The following is a 16,133-nucleotide window of genomic DNA, read 5'->3' on the forward strand; positions in this document are numbered from 1 at the left end:
GCTGAAGGAACGCATCCATGCCATATCAAACGAGCGACCACCAAATGAGTCACGCTCTAAAGCGGCCCTGACCGGGCCGCACGCGCCGTCGACTCGACGCGGGCCGGCCACGCCGCTGGGGCTCTGCGACCGGCCCGCACAGCGCCGGTCGGCAGGCGCGGACGAGAGGACAGGGCCGCGAGGCCGGGGAAGCGCACACCCGGGTCACGGGGTTGAGCTCATCCGCGCAGGCGCGCGCAGACACAGGGCTGGCCTTACTGCATGCCTCCGGCGGGGGCACTCCGGCTCCGGGCAGGCCAAGATCACAGCGTGCGGTGGTGGAGTGGTTGCGGCGGAAGCCTGCCCGCCTGCCGTCGCTCCAGGACAAGCCCTAGCAGACCAGCCGCGGGGCCGCCTTCGTTCCATCGCGGACGTGACGCCGGGCGCGCGGCCGGACAGCCCCACGGCTGGCCCGCCATCCCTGCGGGTGGGACGACGGCAGACGGGGCAGGCCAGGAGGGAGTTGCTGGCCCATGCTCACAATCCATGGTCCCGTTGGTACTTCTCTGGGTCTCGGAAGTACTCGGAAGCGACACTCGTCGACTTCACCACCATGGGGTCTGCCAAGGGGGCGGGCCATATCTGAAGGTAGTGGTCATCACCGGCGTCCTCCGCGCCCTCAAGATCCATGCCTTTGACGTGATATCGAATGCGGTAGGTGCCAGGGCCGGCCGGGAGACATGGCACGGGGCACATCACGGCTTCATCGAAGGTGAATCCAGTCATCTCTACCTCGCCCGACATGGACACGAAGCCGATTTCCATGATGTCTTCGTATGCCGCAAGAGCCGCCCCAGGGTCCTGGTCCGCAACGGTCACGGTGAAGTTGGCCGGCCCCCATTGGTGGGTGATATGGAGATTGACGCACCCCTGCTCGACCTCGATGAACCCGATGGACTGAGCCGGTGTATCGCCGTATCCACCCGGGTTCTTATCCAGCAGATGGGCGATACCGCAATCTTGAACTTCGACCGTCAGTCGTACAGTGCGAGTCTCATCATTGTCCATGGGAGTGAAGCGTAGACACCCTCACCGACAAGATGGTTGAGCCCACAATAGGCGAACCCGAGGTCAACGAGTCGCCTCGAACAGAACCCGGCCTTCAGTTCGGGAGGCGCAACCATCGAGTGGCAAAGTGAGTGACGTCCGGGGCGCACATGGCGACGCGGCCATGCATGTCAATGCACGCCAATCGTGAGGGTCACCAGGTGAAACACCACGTTGCGTGATCAGCACGTCTGCTTCACACCCAAGGAGTCAGTGAACTTTTCATCCTCTATCGCGCCCGAAGCCTCGAAAGCCCGTGATCACCTTCAGTCGAACCAGACGACCAGCCGCACACCGTCGTCTCCGAACCGCTCAGCCAAAGCCCGCATCACGCTAAAGACGTGCTCCCATCCCGTCCCCGGTCCCAGCGCGTGCAGCCGTGTCACCGGGCCGTATTCGAGCGTCGCTCCGGCGACCTGCCACCGGCCTGCTGGGACCACGGTGGGCGAGACGTCCAGCGGCGGCGTGCCGTACTGCTCAACGACCTCGTCGGGCCATCGGTCGTCGATCCGGTATCTGCGGATCGTATGGGGCATGGAGGTCGGCCCTGATCGAACTTCAAGCATTCCCCGGGCCGCAGGACGGGCAGACATGTCGAGATCACGAAGCTGCGACCAGGAGACCCACGTGCAGCCGTGTACGGCAGCATCGGATCGTGCGCAGCCTTCGTAGTCGGCACGGACCCGTTCCGACACATCGGCTGGTAGACCGCGGCCGGCCGCGACCGGAGGCCATCCAAGCCAGTTGCGGATCCCGAAGAGGCAACCGAAGGCCACATAATCGCTGCCGTCATGGAGCGGATAGAGGGACATGGACGTCAACCACGGCTCACCCTCGTACCCGTCCTCGTCAGCGGACGGGTGCCGGACCTCGATGAAACCGTAGATGTCAGTGGGCACCACGACAGGGTAGATGAATCGAGATCCGTTACCGCTTACCGGCATTGTGGTGATCATCCGCCTACCAGGGGCTGTTCTACATCATCGGGCGAACACCGGACCCGCGATCACGCTGTGACCAGCCGCCTATCCACCGAGGATGAAAAACCTCAGTGCCCGGTGCTACGTGTGAGACCGCATGACGTCGACAGACCGCATCATCCGATCGCCGTGATTGGCTGACAGGCTGGAGGGGAGCCAGATCGGGAGCCATCCAGGGTGAACGAGCGCGAACGTGACTGAACTAGGTTGACCGGGAGACCTCGTGCCTGAATCCGTGCGAACTGATCCAAATGGGGAGATCCTGGTTCGAGTCCTATCGCGGGAGCCGCAAGACGAAGGCCCCGGGAGCAATGCTTTCGGGGCCTTGCTGCTTCTCGTCCTCTTTTTGGAGGACAAAATATGGGGAATCACGGAAGATGATGAACAGCGCACTCCGCGTCGTCGTGATCGCGCCTGATGGCGCGGGCGAGACGGCTCGGGTGCGAGGTTGCCGCGGACTGTGACGATCGCAGCGGGGAAGGGCCGCTGCGGAAAGGGCACCGCGCCGCCCGGAACGGTCGCCGTGCCTGTGAGCCACGCATGGGTGGTTGTTCAGTTGCTGACCTGGCGAAGGTCCCGGCGGAGAGAGCCGGAGCCGGTCCACGGTGTCCACGGTCTCCCAGGAGGAGCCCCAGAACGTTCGGCGGGGTACGCCGACCCGGCGGCCGCCGAGGAATTCCTGATGATGTTCCACGCCGAGAACCCCGCGGCGGGACCGCTGAAGTCGCGCCTGCGCGAAGTGCGGGCCGAGATCGCGAGAACGGGGACCTACACGCACACGCCCGGCGAGCTGGCTTTCGGTGCCCGGGTGGCCTGGCGCAACAGCAGCAAGTGCATCGGGCGGCTCTACTGGCGTTCGCTGCGCGTACGCGACCGCAGGCACGTGGACACCCCCGAGGGTGTCGCGGTGGAGTGCGTGAACCACCTGCGGGATGCGGCGCCCGGCCGCCGCATCCGCCCGACGATCACGGTGTTCGCCCCCGACCGGCCGGGGGTGCCCGGCCCCAGGATCTGGAACGAGCAGCTCATCCGGTACGCCGGGTACGAGATGGACGACGGCTCGCTCGTCGGCGACCCCCGCTACGGCCGCTTCACCACCATGTTGCGCAAGCTCGGCTGGCCGGGAGGCCCCGGCACCCCGTTCGACGTGCTGCCGCTGGCCGTCTCGATCGGGGGCGGGTCGCCGCTGCTGTCGACGATCCCCGGAGACGCGGTGCTGGAGGTGCCGCTGACCCACCCGGTCTACCCCTGGTTCGAACGGCTCGGGCTGCGCTGGCACGCCGTACCGGCCATCTCGAACATGTGCCTGGAGATCGGCGGGATCTGTTACCGCGCGGCACCGTTCAACGGCTGGTACATGGGAACGGAGATCGGCGCGCGCAACCTGGCCGACGCCGATCGCTACGACCTCCTGCCCACCGTCGCCCGCGCCATGGGTCTGGACACCGGCACCGACCGCTCGCTCTGGCGGGACTACGCCCTGGTGGAGCTGAACATCGCCGTGCTGCACTCCTTCGAGAGGGCGGGGGTGACCATGACCGACCACCACACCGAGTCCCGGCGCTTCCTGACCCACCTCGACCGGGAGGAGCGGGCGGGCCGGCTCTGCCCGGCCGACTGGAGCTGGATCGTTCCGCCCATCTCGGCCTCGGCGACCCCCGTCTTCCACCGCTACTACGACGACCGGCAGCTGTCGCCGAACTTCGTCCACCACCGTGACTCGGTCGACCGCGGGCTGGGCCGCTGCATCGCCCTGTCGTAGGACGCCGTCGCCGGGGCCGCGCTGTCGCGGGAAGGAGAAAAGGTGTAGAACGTTATTCTGTATTCGCAGGGAAGAGGGAAGGGGCGCTGAGATGCTGGACCTGGTACTGCCGTCGCTCGACTACGGCGTGCTGACGCTGACCTTCAACCGGCCGGACCGGCTCAACGCCTGGACCGACGCGATGGGACGGCGCTACTTCGACCAGCTGGCGGAGGCGGAGGAGAACCCCGACGTCCGGGTGATCGTGGTCACCGGGGCGGGGAGGGGCTTCTGCGCCGGGGCCGACTTCCAGACGCTGAACGCCATCCAGGACGGCTCCTACGAGAGTGAGCCCGACAAGCGCCCCAACTCCTTCCCGGTCACCATCAGAAAGCCGATCATCGCCGCCGTCAACGGCGCCTGCGCCGGGCTCGGCATGGTCCACGCCCTCTACTGCGACCTGGTCTTCACCGCCGCGGAGGCCAAGTGGACCACCGCCTTCGCCCGCCGCGGCCTGATCGCCGAGTACGGCCTCTCCTGGGTCCTGCCCCGCCTGATCGGTCAGGCCAGGGCCATGGACCTGCTGCTGTCGGGCCGGACCTTCACCGGCGCCGAGGCCTACGAGCTGGGCCTGGTCGCCCGGTCGGTCCCCGGCGAGAACCTCATGGAGGAGACCCTGGCCTACGCCCGCGAGCTCGCCACCCACAGCTCCCCGGCCTCCATGGCGGTGATGAAGCAGCAGATCTGGAGCGACTGGAGCACCACCCTCGACGCGGCCGAGTCGGCCGCCGTCCGCATGATGGTCGAGTCCTTCGGCCGCCCGGACTTCGCCGAGGGCGTCGCCAGCTTCCTGGAACGCCGCGCCCCCGAGTTCCCGCCGCTGTAGCGCCGTACGGCGAAGCGGCGCGCGGTCCCCTCCCGGTCCACGTACGGCGAGCCGCCCGGTCAGGGGGCCGCCCGGTCAGGCGGCGGCCTCCAGGTCCGCCGGCTGGTCGAACTGGGTCCGGAACAGCTCCTCGTAGCGGCCACCGGCGGCGAGCAGCTCGGCATGCGTGCCGCGCTCGACGACCCGTCCGTCCTCGACCACCAGGATCAGGTCCGCGGCGATCACGGTGGAGAGCCGGTGCGCGATCACCAGGGCGGTCCGCCCGTCCAGCGCCTCGCCCAGCGCCGCCTGCACCGCCGCCTCCGAGGTGGAGTCCAGGTGCGCCGTGGCCTCGTCGAGGATCACCACCCGGGGGCGGGCCAGCAGCAGCCGCGCGATCGTCAGCCGCTGGCGCTCCCCGCCGGAGAGCCGGTAGCCGCGCTCGCCCACGACGGTGTCCAGGCCGTCGGGCAGCGCGGCGACGAGGTCGTCGAGCCGGGCGCGGCGCAGCGCCTCCCACAGCTCCTCCTCCCGAGCCTCCGGCCGAGCCAGGAGCAGGTTCTCGCGGATCGACTCGTGGAACAGGTGGCCGTCCTGCGTCACCATCCCGACCGTCTCGCGGATCGACTCGGCCGACAGATCCCGCACGTCCACCCCCGACAGCCGTACGGCGCCGCCCTCGACGTCGTACAGCCGCGGCAGCAACTGCGCGATCGTCGACTTCCCGGCGCCCGACGACCCCACCAGGGCGACCATCTGCCCCGGCTCGGCACGGAACGACACGCCGTGCAGCACCTCGGCGCCGCCCCGCGTGTCGAGGTTCGCCACCTCCTCCAGGGACGCGAGCGAGACCTTCTCCGCCGACGGGTATCCGAAGCGCACGTCCTCGAACTCCACCGACACCGGCCCGTCGGGCACCCGCCGGGCGTCCGGCCGGTCGGTGATCATGGGCTTGAGGTCGAGCACCTCGAAGACCCGGTCGAAGCTCACCAGTGCGCTCATCACGTCCACCCGGGCTCCGGCCAGCGCGGTCAGCGGCGCGTACAGGCGGGTGAGCAGCAACGCGAGCGCGACGACGGACCCCGGATCCAGCTGCCCCCGCAGCGCGTAGAACCCGCCCAGGCCGTAGACCAGCGCCAGCGCCAGCGCCGAGACCAGGGTCAGCGCGGTGACGAACGCCGACTGCACCATCGCCGTGCGCACCCCGATGTCCCGCACCCGCCCGGCCCGCGCGGCGAACTCGGCCGACTCCCGGGCGGGCCGGCCGAAGAGCTTCACGAGCATCGCGCCGGGCGCGGAGAACCGCTCCGTCATCTGCGTGCCCATCGCGGCGTTGTGGTCGGCCGCCTCGTGCCGCAGGCGCGCCAGCCGCGCGCCCATCCGCCGCGCGGGCAGCACGAACACCGGGAGCAGCAGCAGCGCGAGCAGGGTGATCTGCCAGGAGAGACGGATCATCACGGCCAGCGTGAGCACGAGCGTCACCAGGTTGCCCGCCACGGTGGACAGGGTGTCGGTGAAGGCCCGCTGCGCGCCGATGACGTCGTTGTTCAACCGGCTGACCAGCGCGCCGGTCCGGGTCCGGGTGAAGAAGGCGACCGGCATGCGCTGCACGTGGTCGTAGACGGCGGTGCGCAGGTCGAGGATCAGGCCCTCGCCGATGCCCGCCGACAACCACCGCGTCAGCAGGCCGAGACCGGCCTCCGCCACCGCGATGACGGCGATGAGCGCCGCCAGCCCGGTGACGACGCCCGCCTCCGCGCCCCCGACGATCGCGCCGACGGCCTCGCCCGCGAGCACCGGCGTGGCCACCGTCAGAATCGCCGTCACAACGCTGAGCAGCAGGAACAACGTCAGACGCCGCCGGTGCGGCCGGGCGAAGGCGCCGATCCGCCGCAGCGTGGCCATGGAGACCGGACGCCGGTCGTTCTGGGCGTTCATGGTCCGGTACAGCATGTTCCAGGCGGTCACCTCCATGCTCATCGCGCACCGCCCGTCAAGAGTCGGGGGCGCGAGATCGCGTGCCGCCCGTTCATGGAGAGTCCCTCACGTGTCTTCATGGGAAGACCCTAAAACCTCAATCTTTGTTGAGGTCAACTGCCGTCCGGCGGGTGTCGGGTTGACCTGCGGCTCCCCGGACGGGCCGCTCCCCGCTTAGAGAGCGCTCTCTTAAATCCGACTTAAAGTATTGACTTGAGTTGACCGAGGCGACACAGTGGCCACACCTGGTCTCCATGCTGCAGCGTTATCCGACCGTCTCCCTCGTCCCCCGGAGAGAGGCCGCCATGAGCCACCCCCCATCCAGAAATCGCTCTCTTACCTGGATCTCGGTCATCCTCGCGGCACTGGTGCTGCCGGTGACCGCGCTCACCGCCCACGCCGCCGTTCCACCGACCCCCTCGGGCTGGTCGCTGGTCTGGAGCGACGACTTCAACGGCGGCGCCGGATCCCTGCCCTCCTCCACCAACTGGATCATCGACATCGGTCACAACTACCCCGGCGGCCCCGCCAACTGGGGCACCGGTGAGATCCAGCGCTACACCGACAGTCCCGCGAACGTGAGCCTCGACGGTGGCGGAAACCTCCGCATCACCCCGCTGAAGAACGGCACCGAGTGGACCTCGGCCCGCATCGAGACCCGCCGTTCGGACTTCAAGCCCGCCGCCGGCCGCATCCTGCGCATCGAGGGCCGGATCCAGATGCCCAACGTCACCGGCGACGCCGCGCTGGGCTACTGGCCCGCCTTCTGGGCGCTCGGCGCGCCGTACCGCGGCAACTACCAGAACTGGCCCGCCATCGGCGAGTTCGACATCATGGAGAACGTCAACGGGATCAACTCCGTCTGGGGCGTGCTCCACTGCGGCGTGAACCCCGGCGGAGCCTGCAACGAGTCCACCGGTCTCGGCGCCAGCAGGGCCTGCCCCGGAGCGTCCTGCCAGTCGGCCTTCCACACCTACCGCTTCGAATGGGACCGCAGCGTCACCCCGAACCAGCTGCGCTGGTACGTCGACGGCCAGCTGTTCCACAGCCTCAGCCAGTCCCGGTTCGACGCCACGACCTGGAACAACATGACCGGTCACCAGGGTTACTTCCTGCTGCTCAACGTGGCCATGGGCGGGGCGTTCCCCAACGCGCTGGGCGGCCAGACCCCGACCGCCGCCACCGTTCCCGGCCGGTCGATGCTCGTCGACTACGTGGCCGTCTGGCAGAGCGGCTCCGGCCCCAGCCCCACCCCCACCCCCACGGTCACCCCCACCGGCGACCCCGGCGGGGTGGACGCCCGCTCGACCATCCAGGCCGAGCGGTACCAGGCGCAGTCGGGCACCTCGGTGGAGACCACCACGGACACCGGCGGCGGGCAGAACGTCAGCCGCATCGCCGACGGCGACTGGCTGCGCTTCGACAACGTGCGCTTCGGCGGCACGGCGGCCACCCAGTTCAGGGCGCGCGTCGCCTCCGGGGCGCCGGCCGGGGTCAGCGGGCTGGTCCAGGTCCGCCTCGGCAGCCCGACGGCCGCCCCGATCGGTGACTTCGCCGTCGGCAACACCGGCGGATGGCAGAGCTGGCGCACGGTTCCCGCCAACATCAGAGGGGTGACCGGGACCCACACGGTCTACGTCACCTTCAGCAGCGGGCAGCCGGCCGACTTCGTCAACCTCAACTGGTTCTCCTTCGGCGACTGAGCCCGTACGGCTCCCGCCGAGTCCCGCGGCTGGGCCCGTACGGCTCCCGCCGAGCCCCCCGGCTCCCGCACCAGTGTGCGGGAGCCGTACCCCTCCCACCGGGCGGGACGACGGGGCGGCGGGGTCAGGTGACGTGGGCCAGCCAGCGCGGGCGGGCCGCGAAGGGGGCGGCACGGGTGGCGACGGCCTCGAGGAGGTGCTCGGCCGCGGCCCGGGCGGAGGCGATGACGTCCGCGGGATAGGCGTAGCGGACCCGGTGCTCCTCGAACTCGTCCTCGTCGTCGAGGAAGACCCGGCCGTCGCGCATGCGGATCACGTCGAGGTCGAGGTCGACCATGGTGACCTCCCCATCGTTCCACTCCGGCACGGTGGTGACGTCGCAGTAGATCTCGGTCTTGTCCGGCTGGGCGTTGAAGACGGCCGTCCACCACTGGTCGCGGGGGAAGAGCATCACGAACGCGTGCGGCCACACGACCGGGGGCTCGTGACCCCGGCTGCCGCTGGAACCGGCCGTGCAGCCGGTCCAGACGCCGTGCTCGTCCTCGCCGAGCAGCAGACCGCGATGGTGCCAGTGCAGAGAACCGTCGAATTTGCGGTACACGACGTTCACGTTTTCGAAGGGCATGCTCCGACCCTAGGAGCTCGGGCACTCCGGCGCGGTTATCCGCTCGCGGCGGCGTCGGCGCCGGAGGTACCGTGATCGTATGACTGCCCAGGTGATGACGACCCGCTGACACCGGTCACGTTGCCGAGGCCCCGAAACAGGGGCCTCGACCTGGCTGCCGGAGCCCCGTCACCGGAGGTTCCGATGCCCCGAGTTCTCCTGAGCACCACCATCCCGTACGTCAACGCTCGTCCCCACCGGACGGGCGCAAGATCAGCAAACCCGGCGGGGCGGCCGTCGATCCGCTGGAGCTGGTCTCCGCGTACGGGGTGGACGCGCTGCGGTGGTGGCTCCTGCGCGACGTGCCGCGGGTCGGCGACGCCGACTTCACCGTGGAGCGCCTCGTCGCCCGGCACGACGACGAGCTGGCCAACGGGCTGGGCAACCTCGTCAACCGGGTGGTGGGCATGGTCCATCGGTACCGGGACGGGTCCGTGCCCTCCGCCCGGGATCCGGAGCCGGACGCGGTACGGCGGCGCGCCCCGGGAGCGGTGGCCGAGGCTCTCGACGCCTTCGACTTCCGCCGGGCCACCGGCGTGGTGTACGGGGTGGTCGAGGCCGCCAACCGCTACGTGAGCCAGGTCAGGCCGTGGCAGCTCGCCCGGGAGGGCTCCCCGCGCCTCGACCCGGTCCTGGGCACGCTCGTGGAGACCTGCCGCGAGCCGGCGGGCCTGCTCGCGCCCTTCCTCCGCGGCGCCGCGGCCCGCATCGCCGTACAGTGCGCGGGAACCACGGGGAGCCCAGGGAGTCCGGGAACCCCGGGAACCCCGGGAACCCCGGGGGATCGTCTGCCCGAGCCGGTTCCGCTCTTCCCGCGTCTCGCGGGCAGGGCGCAGACCTCCGGTCCAGCTCAGTCCTGGTAGGTGGCGTCGTAGAGCTTCCACAGGTCCTGCGGCGTGAGCTCCAGGCCGCTGTCGTCGGCCGCGGCCTGGACGACGCGGGCGAAGTCGGCCCGCCGCTCCTCGGGCAGGTCCAGCCCGTAGTGCTCGCGGAGGAGGTAGGCGACGCCGCCCTTGCCCGACTGGCTGTTGACGCGGATCACCGCCTCGTAGGTGCGGCCCACGTCGGAGGGGTCGATCGGCAGGTACGGCACGGACCAGTGGGAATCCTCGGCCGCGCGGGCCAGGCCCTTGCCGATGGCGTCCTGGTGGGTGCCGGAGAAGGCGGTGTAGACGAGATCGCCGCCGTAGGGGTGGCGGGGGTGGACCGGCATCCGGATGCACTCCTCCACAGTCCGGCGGACGAGGTCGATGTCGGAGAGGTCGAGCATCGGGTCCACGCCCTGTGAGTACAGGTTGAGGGCGAGGGTGACCAGGTCGACGTTGCCGGTGCGCTCGCCGTTGCCGAACAGGCAGCCCTCCACCCGCTGGGCGCCGGCGAGCATGGCCAGCTCGGCGCAGGCCACTCCGGTCCCGCGGTCGTTGTGCGGGTGGACCGAGAGCACGACCGACTCGCGCCGCCCCAGGTGGCGGTGCATGTACTCGATCTGGTCGGCGTAGATGTTGGGGTAGCCGATCTCGACGGTGGCGGGCAGGTTGTGGATCACCGGCCGGTCGGGGGAGGCGTCCCAGAGCTCGGTGAGACCGTCGCAGACCTCCAGCGCGAAGTCCGGCTCGGTCATGTTGAACACCTCCGGCGAGAACTCGAACCGGGTGCCCTCCCCCGCCAGCCGGTCCATGCGCGCGGCGGCCTCCATGATCATGGCGTGGAGCTCCGCCCGGTCACGGCCGAGCACCACCTCCCGCCAGACCGGGGCGGTCGGGGTGTAGAGGTGGACGATCGTCTTCGGCAGGCCCTCGATGGCGGCGAAGGTCCGGTCGATCAGGTCGGCGCGGGCGCCGGTGAGCACCGAGACGGTCACGTCGTCGGGCACCGCGCCGGTGTCGGCCAGGTGCCGGACGAAGTCGAAGTCCGTACGGCTCGCCGCCGGGAAACCGGCCACGATCTCCTTGAACCCCATCCCGACCAGCAGGTCGAACATGCGGCGCTTGCGCGGGGTGTCCATCGGCTCGGCCAGCGCCTGGTTGCCGTCGCGCAGGTCCTCGGCGACCCAGAGCGGGGCCTGCGTGATCCTGCGGGCCGGCCAGGTGCGGTCGGTGAGGGCGATCTCGACCCGCTCGTGGGCGGGCAGGTACTTCCGGTACGGCATGCCGCTGGGGCGCTGCGGATTCGTCAGCGTGCTCATCAGGTCTGTCCTTCGGTCGTCGCTGTCGTGGCTGTGGTCGGGGAGGGACCGGCAGCACGGCACCCGCGGCGGGGTGCCGGTCGGATCAGACCCCGCCGCGGCGGCCGAGAAGGAGACGGTGCGGCGACATACCGGTATGCTAAACACACCTCAGCTCCTCAGACAACCTGAGAGGTAGAAATGGCACTCGGAGCCCTCAGCCCCAGCTCACTGGTCGACCAGGCCACCCGCCGCCTGCGCGACCAGATCACCTCGGGGGAGTGGCCGGTCGGCACCAGGCTGCCCGGCGAGACGACCCTGGCCAAGACGCTCGGCGTGGGCCGCTCCACCGTGCGCGAGGCCGTCCGCGCCCTGGCCGGGGCGGGATTGGTGCAGGCCCGGCAGGGCTCCGGGGTCTTCGTCATCGCCACCGAGCCCGCCGAGGACTGGCCTGCCCGGCTCCGCCGCGCCGGCGTCGTCCACGTCTACGAGGTGCGCACGCTCGTCGAGGTACAGGCCGCCCGCCTGGCCGCGGAACGGCGGACCGACGCTGACATCGCCGCCCTCCACGAGGCGCTGACCGCCCGGCGCGCCGCCGCCGCAGGCGACGACGGCGCCTTCGTCGACGCCGACATCGCCCTGCACGCCGCGGTCGTGGCGGCCGCCCACAACCCCGTGCTCACCGACCTGTTCGCGGAGTTCGTCCCGGCGCTCCGGCAGGGGCTGGTCGACCTGGTCGACCTGCTCGGCCTCCGGGAGCACGACGGCAACCCCGGGGACGACACCCACGCCGCCCTGGTCCGGGCCGTCGAGCGGGGAGACGCCGAGGCGGCCTGCCGTACGCTCCAGGGCGAGCTGGACCACACCCTGGAGCTCCTGCGCAAGACGGCGCAGACCGGCGAGGGCGCCGGTGCCGCCCTGTGACGCCTCAGACCAGGCGGCGGGCTCCGGAGGCCGGGGTCGCGGGGTAGATCTCCGGAGCCGCCCAGCCGCGCTCGGCGTAGGCGGCCGTCACCGCCTCCCGCACGGACTCCACCCGGTCGTCGGCGACCAGCGCGATGGCCGAACCGCCGAACCCGCCCCCGGTCATCCGCGCCCCCCGGGCCCCGCCCCGGATCGCCGCCTCCACGGCCACATCCAGCTCCGGGCAGGACACCTCGTACTGGTCCCGCAACGACAGGTGGGAGGCGTTCAGCAACGCCCCGATCTCCCGGACCGCCCCCGCCCGCAGCAGCCCGATGAGCGCCTCCACCCGGTGGTTCTCGGTCACCACGTGCTGCACGCGCTTGCGCTCGTCCCCGCTCAGCTTCGCCAGCGCGCCCGCCAGGTCGGTGACGTCGCGCAGGGCGTCCACACCCAGCCGCTTGGCGGCGTTCTCGCAGTCCCGGCGCCGCCGGGCGTACTGCCCGTCGGCGAGCTCGTGGTGGACCCCGGTGTTGACGATCAGCAGCTGGAGCCCCTGCGCGGCCAGGTCGAAGGGGATGTTCCTGGTGCCGAGGGTCCGGCAGTCGAGGAAGAGCGCCCTGCCCTCCTCGCAGAGCGCCGACGCCGCCTGGTCCATGATCCCGCACGGCATGCCGACGAAGTCGTTCTCCGCCTTCTGGGCGAGCAGCGCGATCTCCATCGGGGTGAGGCCCAGGCCGTACAGCTCGTTGAGGGCGAGGCCGACCACCACCTCCAGCGCGGCGCTCGACGACAGCCCCGCCCCCTGCGGCACGTCCCCGTCGAGCACGATGTCCGCGCCCCGCACCGGATGCCCGGCCTCACGCAGCGCCCAGACCACCCCGACGGCGTACCGGGCCCACCCCTCGGCGCCGTCGAGGTCCCCGACGGTCACCGCCGGTCCGTCCACCTGGAGCGAGCGGAGCCGTACGACGTCGTCCTCCCGAGGGGAGACCGCCGCGGCGACCCCCCACGGCACGGCGAACGGCAGTACGAACCCGTCGTTGTAGTCGGTGTGCTCCCCGATCAGGTTCACCCGTCCCGGAGCGTGCCACACCCCGCGCGGCTCGGCGCCGAACGACTCCCGAAAAGCTTCAATAACGCGCATGACCCAACACTCCTCAACAGGCTCACACGGTACTCTAGTGCTCCGCCCCCGGGGACAGTAGGCGCGACGGCGACGCGCCCGGCTCGCCCGCGTCGTTGCGAGCGCGGTGCCGGCACCCGTCGCTCGGTCCGATCTCGCGCACAAAGGTCACATCTTGGATCAAGCGGCCCGCCGGATGTGCGAACGGGGCTCTCCTTTGGTTGAATGCGTTGGTACGGCTTGCGCGAGGGGCGGTAGCTCAGCCGGTTAGAGCAGGGGACTCATAATCCCTTGGTCGCGGGTTCGAGTCCCGCCCGCCCTACCCCTTGTGACCTGCGGTTGTTCGCTTTTACTGATCATTTGGATGTCCGGCTTGTCGCCGGGTGGGCACACGGTGGGCACATGCCGGACCGTTGCTGGACCATCGGGCGATTCCCCGTCCCTTCGTGGCGGTCACTTTCCGAGCGCGGATCGGGGCACGATCGCCGCCACGGCTTCGGCGGCGGCCTTGGCCACCTCGGGGAAGACGTGCTGGTAGAAGTCGCGAGTGAAGGCGGCTGTGGCGTGGCCGCACTCCTCCTTGACGACGTTGATGTCCACGCCCGCCGCGAGCATGAGCGAGGCCGCGCCGTGCCGCAGGTCGTGCAGCCTGATCGGCGGCAGCGGGGCCTGGAGAGTCGTCAGGATGGCGCGCTCGGGCACGGCGTGCGCGCGGGCGAGTCGATCGATGCTCCAGCCATCCTCCGTGTGCCTGCGGCGGATGGTGGCGTGGCGGGTGAGGAAGCGGTCGAACCGCTGGGAGATGCCGTCCGGGCTGAGCGCCTCGCCGGTCTCCTTGGTGAAGACCCTGCCAGAGTCCACCCAGCCGGTGCCGAGGGCGAGCCGCATCTCGCTCTGCCGCTTCTTGTAGGCGCGTAGGACCTGGACGGTCTGGTCGTCCAGGGTGACGGTGCGCTCGCCCGCGTCGCTCTTGGGGTCGTCCCAGTCATCCTCGTCGCCGGGGACGTGACCGGGATTGGTCTCGCGGACCAGGAGTGTCCCTGCCGCCAGATCGACGTCGCTCCAGGGCAGCCCGGCGACCTCGCCGCGCCGCAGCGGACGGTAGGCCAGCAGGTGCCAGAGTGCGTAGAGGGTGTCGTCGGCGACGAAGTCCAGGAACGCGCCGGTCTGCTGCGGCGTCCACACCATGACCGGTGCCGGGCGGCGGCCGGTCTGCTGCCAGCGCTCGATCCGCTCGGCCGTCCAGACCAGCGGGCGCCGCCTGCGGGGTGGCACGAGCTCGACGTGCTCGGCGGGGTTGAAGGGGATCCGCTTGCGGCGGACCGCGCTGTTCAGCGCACTGGTCGCGGTCGCGTGGATGCGCTTGATCCGCGAGGCGCTGAGCGGCCGCCGGGCCTGCTGGGTGTCGGTGCGGGCCTCCAGCAGGCGGCGCAGCATCGGCGACGGCCGCACTCCGTCGGCCAGGCGGCCGATCTGCCGCATGGCCGCGTACAGCTCCTCGAAGTGGTGGTCGCGCAGGTCGGACATGCGGACGTGCCCGAGGCCGGGCCGGTAGTAGAGCCGGATGTGCGTCAGGTAGCCCTTACGGGTGTTCTCGCTCAGCCCGACCTTGCCGGCGATCCACTGGTCGAGGTAGTCGCCGAAGGTCTGCCGGTTCACCCCGTGGTTGGTGCCCTTGTTGGCCCCGTCGACGGCCTCGGCCAACGCCGCCTCCGCCTCGGCCCTGGTGGCGTAGGGGCCGATCTTCTCTTGTCTGCGCTTTCCGTCTGCTCCGCGCGGCAAGTCGTAGCGGCCCCACCAGGAGCCGTGATCCTTCTTCTTCAACTTCGGACAGCTGGGGCGGTACTGCCTGCCGGTCACCGGGTTACGACAGCCGCAACGCTTGTAGGTGGAGCCCTTCACTGATGTGCACCTCGTGAGTCGTCGTCGGGGACGTCGGCGAGGGGAGGACGGTTCGGTTCCAGACCGAGCACCGCGAGCAGAACCGCGGTCGGGACCAGGTAAGAGCGGCCCACGCGGATCACCCGGCAGGGGAACTCGCCCGTGCGGGCCAGCTCGTAGGACTTGGTCCGGCCGAAGCCGAGAACCCTGCCTGCCGTCACGATGCCGATCACCGGCGGCAGCGCCAGCAGCTCCGCCCGGGACATGGGCGCGTTCATAGCCGCTCCCTGACTGCGCTCGGTATACCGCCGCCGTTCGACCCTCGCCTGTTGGACAGGCCCTGGACGGTGGCTGGGGCGCGGAACCGGAGCGGTTCCGGCCGGTCAGTCGTCCGGGGCAGGACGGATGCACCCCTGCCTCGGGCCGGGCCGTCAAGGTTCTCGTCTCGCCTGCCGGTGGCGTGGTCCCGCATGCAGTGCCGGAGAGCGGCCCCGGTTTCGTGCTTCGGATGCTGCGATGTCGTCATGCCGATGTGGCCCGGATCCCGCGCCACCTGGTCCCCTGCTAGGGAAATACCTGTGGGATGGGACCGGATCGGACATCGACGACGGTAAAGAGTTCGATCAGCGCAGCCGGCAGGCCCGATGGCGGCTCTGAGAAGCCATATAAGCGCAGGTCATAGCGTTCTCGGACACTTCCCGGACAGATTCCGGACATGGGGCTTGATGGACACCTGGCCGGTGGTCTTCCGGCCTCCGGGCCGACCATCTTCCAGTCAAATCCCCAAGGTCGGTGTCCCAACCCGGCCTGAATCCCAAGTCTTTTAACAAGCGATAGGGCAGCACGGACGGCTTGGAGCTTCGGGAGTCACCCGCCACCGGTCCCCACCGGCCAGTCCGTAATCTCGCGAGAAGGAGGAGAGCCCGCCGGCTCCCGAAGGATCCCGGGTCCCGTGCCGCCCTGACGTTCCAGCCTTCTTCCTACCGTTCTTCGCGATCCGCTTCCCTCTGCCAGGCCATTACCGGGACCACGCTCGCCACTGG

13 protein-coding genes and 1 tRNA gene are annotated in these 16,133 nt (G+C 70.2%); 6 read left to right on the top strand and 8 right to left on the bottom strand.

Annotated features, from left to right (window positions below; all coding sequences use genetic code 11):
• Positions 1-516: 516 nt before the first annotated feature.
• Both IEZ08_RS31920 and IEZ08_RS31925 read right to left on the bottom strand, forming a co-directional pair.
• On the bottom strand, positions 517-1,047 hold the full coding sequence (locus tag IEZ08_RS31920; RefSeq protein WP_068922131.1) for a hypothetical protein: 531 nt from the start codon (positions 1,045-1,047) through the stop codon (positions 517-519).
• Between the two features lie 305 nt (positions 1,048-1,352).
• Entirely contained in the window at positions 1,353-1,985 is a 633-nt protein-coding gene (locus IEZ08_RS31925) for a hypothetical protein (RefSeq protein WP_189243572.1), read from the bottom strand.
• Positions 1,986-2,610: 625 nt separating this feature from the next.
• On the opposite strand from IEZ08_RS31925, the gene IEZ08_RS31930 reads away from it, so the two are divergent.
• Both IEZ08_RS31930 and IEZ08_RS31935 read left to right on the top strand, forming a co-directional pair.
• A complete protein-coding gene (locus IEZ08_RS31930) occupies positions 2,611-3,828 on the top strand; it encodes a nitric oxide synthase oxygenase (RefSeq protein ID WP_268249388.1) in 1,218 nt (405 codons plus the stop codon).
• Positions 3,829-3,919: 91 nt separating this feature from the next.
• Positions 3,920-4,693, top strand: a complete 774-nt coding sequence (locus IEZ08_RS31935) for an enoyl-CoA hydratase-related protein (protein ID WP_189243573.1) — start codon at positions 3,920-3,922, stop codon at positions 4,691-4,693.
• Positions 4,694-4,768: 75 nt separating this feature from the next.
• Here the strand turns inward: IEZ08_RS31935 and IEZ08_RS31940 are convergent, their stop codons facing one another.
• Positions 4,769-6,652: an ABC transporter ATP-binding protein gene (locus IEZ08_RS31940; protein ID WP_068922134.1), complete on the bottom strand. Its 1,884-nt coding sequence runs from the start codon at positions 6,650-6,652 to the stop codon at positions 4,769-4,771.
• 302 nt (positions 6,653-6,954) lie between these two features.
• Between IEZ08_RS31940 and IEZ08_RS31945 the strand changes: the two genes are divergently transcribed.
• On the top strand, positions 6,955-8,352 hold the full coding sequence (locus IEZ08_RS31945; RefSeq protein ID WP_189243574.1) for a glycoside hydrolase family 16 protein: 1,398 nt from the start codon (positions 6,955-6,957) through the stop codon (positions 8,350-8,352).
• A 124-nt stretch (positions 8,353-8,476) separates the two neighbouring features.
• Here the strand turns inward: IEZ08_RS31945 and IEZ08_RS31950 are convergent, their stop codons facing one another.
• The gene (locus tag IEZ08_RS31950; RefSeq protein ID WP_189243575.1) at positions 8,477-8,977 is read right to left on the bottom strand and encodes a DUF402 domain-containing protein; all 501 of its coding nucleotides are present in this window, start codon (positions 8,975-8,977) and stop codon (positions 8,477-8,479) included.
• Positions 8,978-9,228: 251 nt separating this feature from the next.
• Here IEZ08_RS31950 and IEZ08_RS31955 point away from each other — a divergent pair, with 251 nt between their 5' ends.
• The gene (locus tag IEZ08_RS31955) at positions 9,229-9,879 is read left to right on the top strand and encodes a class I tRNA ligase family protein (protein ID WP_084779737.1); all 651 of its coding nucleotides are present in this window, start codon (positions 9,229-9,231) and stop codon (positions 9,877-9,879) included.
• On the opposite strand, the gene IEZ08_RS31960 is transcribed toward IEZ08_RS31955, so the two are convergent.
• A complete protein-coding gene (locus tag IEZ08_RS31960) occupies positions 9,867-11,201 on the bottom strand; it encodes a 2-isopropylmalate synthase (RefSeq protein WP_084779739.1) in 1,335 nt (444 codons plus the stop codon). The genes IEZ08_RS31955 and IEZ08_RS31960 overlap by 13 nt on opposite strands.
• 180 nt (positions 11,202-11,381) lie before the next feature.
• On the opposite strand from IEZ08_RS31960, the gene IEZ08_RS31965 reads away from it, so the two are divergent.
• Positions 11,382-12,104, top strand: coding sequence for a FadR/GntR family transcriptional regulator (locus IEZ08_RS31965; RefSeq protein WP_189243576.1), 723 nt, complete (start codon positions 11,382-11,384; stop codon positions 12,102-12,104).
• 4 nt (positions 12,105-12,108) lie between these two features.
• Here the strand turns inward: IEZ08_RS31965 and galK are convergent, their stop codons facing one another.
• Complete coding sequence (gene galK / locus IEZ08_RS31970; protein ID WP_068922138.1) at positions 12,109-13,230, bottom strand: galactokinase; 1,122 nt, start codon at positions 13,228-13,230, stop codon at positions 12,109-12,111.
• A gap of 227 nt (positions 13,231-13,457) precedes the next feature.
• On the opposite strand from galK, the gene IEZ08_RS31975 reads away from it, so the two are divergent.
• A tRNA-Ile gene (locus tag IEZ08_RS31975) sits at positions 13,458-13,531 on the top strand.
• A 131-nt stretch (positions 13,532-13,662) separates the two neighbouring features.
• Here IEZ08_RS31975 and IEZ08_RS31980 read toward each other — a convergent pair.
• Positions 13,663-15,033, bottom strand: coding sequence for a tyrosine-type recombinase/integrase (locus IEZ08_RS31980; RefSeq protein ID WP_203863581.1), 1,371 nt, complete (start codon positions 15,031-15,033; stop codon positions 13,663-13,665).
• 74 nt (positions 15,034-15,107) lie between these two features.
• Positions 15,108-15,368 (bottom strand): DNA-binding protein, encoded by a 261-nt coding sequence (locus IEZ08_RS31985; protein ID WP_203863580.1) that lies wholly within the window; start codon positions 15,366-15,368, stop codon positions 15,108-15,110.
• Positions 15,369-16,133 lie beyond the last annotated feature (765 nt).

The organism is Planobispora rosea, assembly GCF_014648175.1.
Taxonomy (GTDB): domain Bacteria; phylum Actinomycetota; class Actinomycetes; order Streptosporangiales; family Streptosporangiaceae; genus Planobispora; species Planobispora rosea.

Excerpts from the sequence above, each read along its gene's own strand:
- IEZ08_RS31920 (WP_068922131.1), bottom strand. The coding sequence starts at position 1,047 with ATGGACAATGATGAGACTCGCACTGTACGACTGACGGTCGAAGTTCAA.
- IEZ08_RS31935 (WP_189243573.1), top strand. The coding sequence starts at position 3,920 with ATGCTGGACCTGGTACTGCCGTCGCTCGACTACGGCGTGCTGACGCTG.
- IEZ08_RS31940 (WP_068922134.1), bottom strand. The coding sequence starts at position 6,652 with ATGAGCATGGAGGTGACCGCCTGGAACATGCTGTACCGGACCATGAAC.
- IEZ08_RS31945 (WP_189243574.1), top strand. The coding sequence starts at position 6,955 with ATGAGCCACCCCCCATCCAGAAATCGCTCTCTTACCTGGATCTCGGTC.
- IEZ08_RS31950 (WP_189243575.1), bottom strand. The coding sequence starts at position 8,977 with ATGCCCTTCGAAAACGTGAACGTCGTGTACCGCAAATTCGACGGTTCT.
- IEZ08_RS31960 (WP_084779739.1), bottom strand. The coding sequence starts at position 11,201 with ATGAGCACGCTGACGAATCCGCAGCGCCCCAGCGGCATGCCGTACCGG.
- IEZ08_RS31965 (WP_189243576.1), top strand. The coding sequence starts at position 11,382 with ATGGCACTCGGAGCCCTCAGCCCCAGCTCACTGGTCGACCAGGCCACC.
- galK (WP_068922138.1), bottom strand. The coding sequence starts at position 13,230 with ATGCGCGTTATTGAAGCTTTTCGGGAGTCGTTCGGCGCCGAGCCGCGC.
- IEZ08_RS31985 (WP_203863580.1), bottom strand. The coding sequence starts at position 15,368 with ATGAACGCGCCCATGTCCCGGGCGGAGCTGCTGGCGCTGCCGCCGGTG.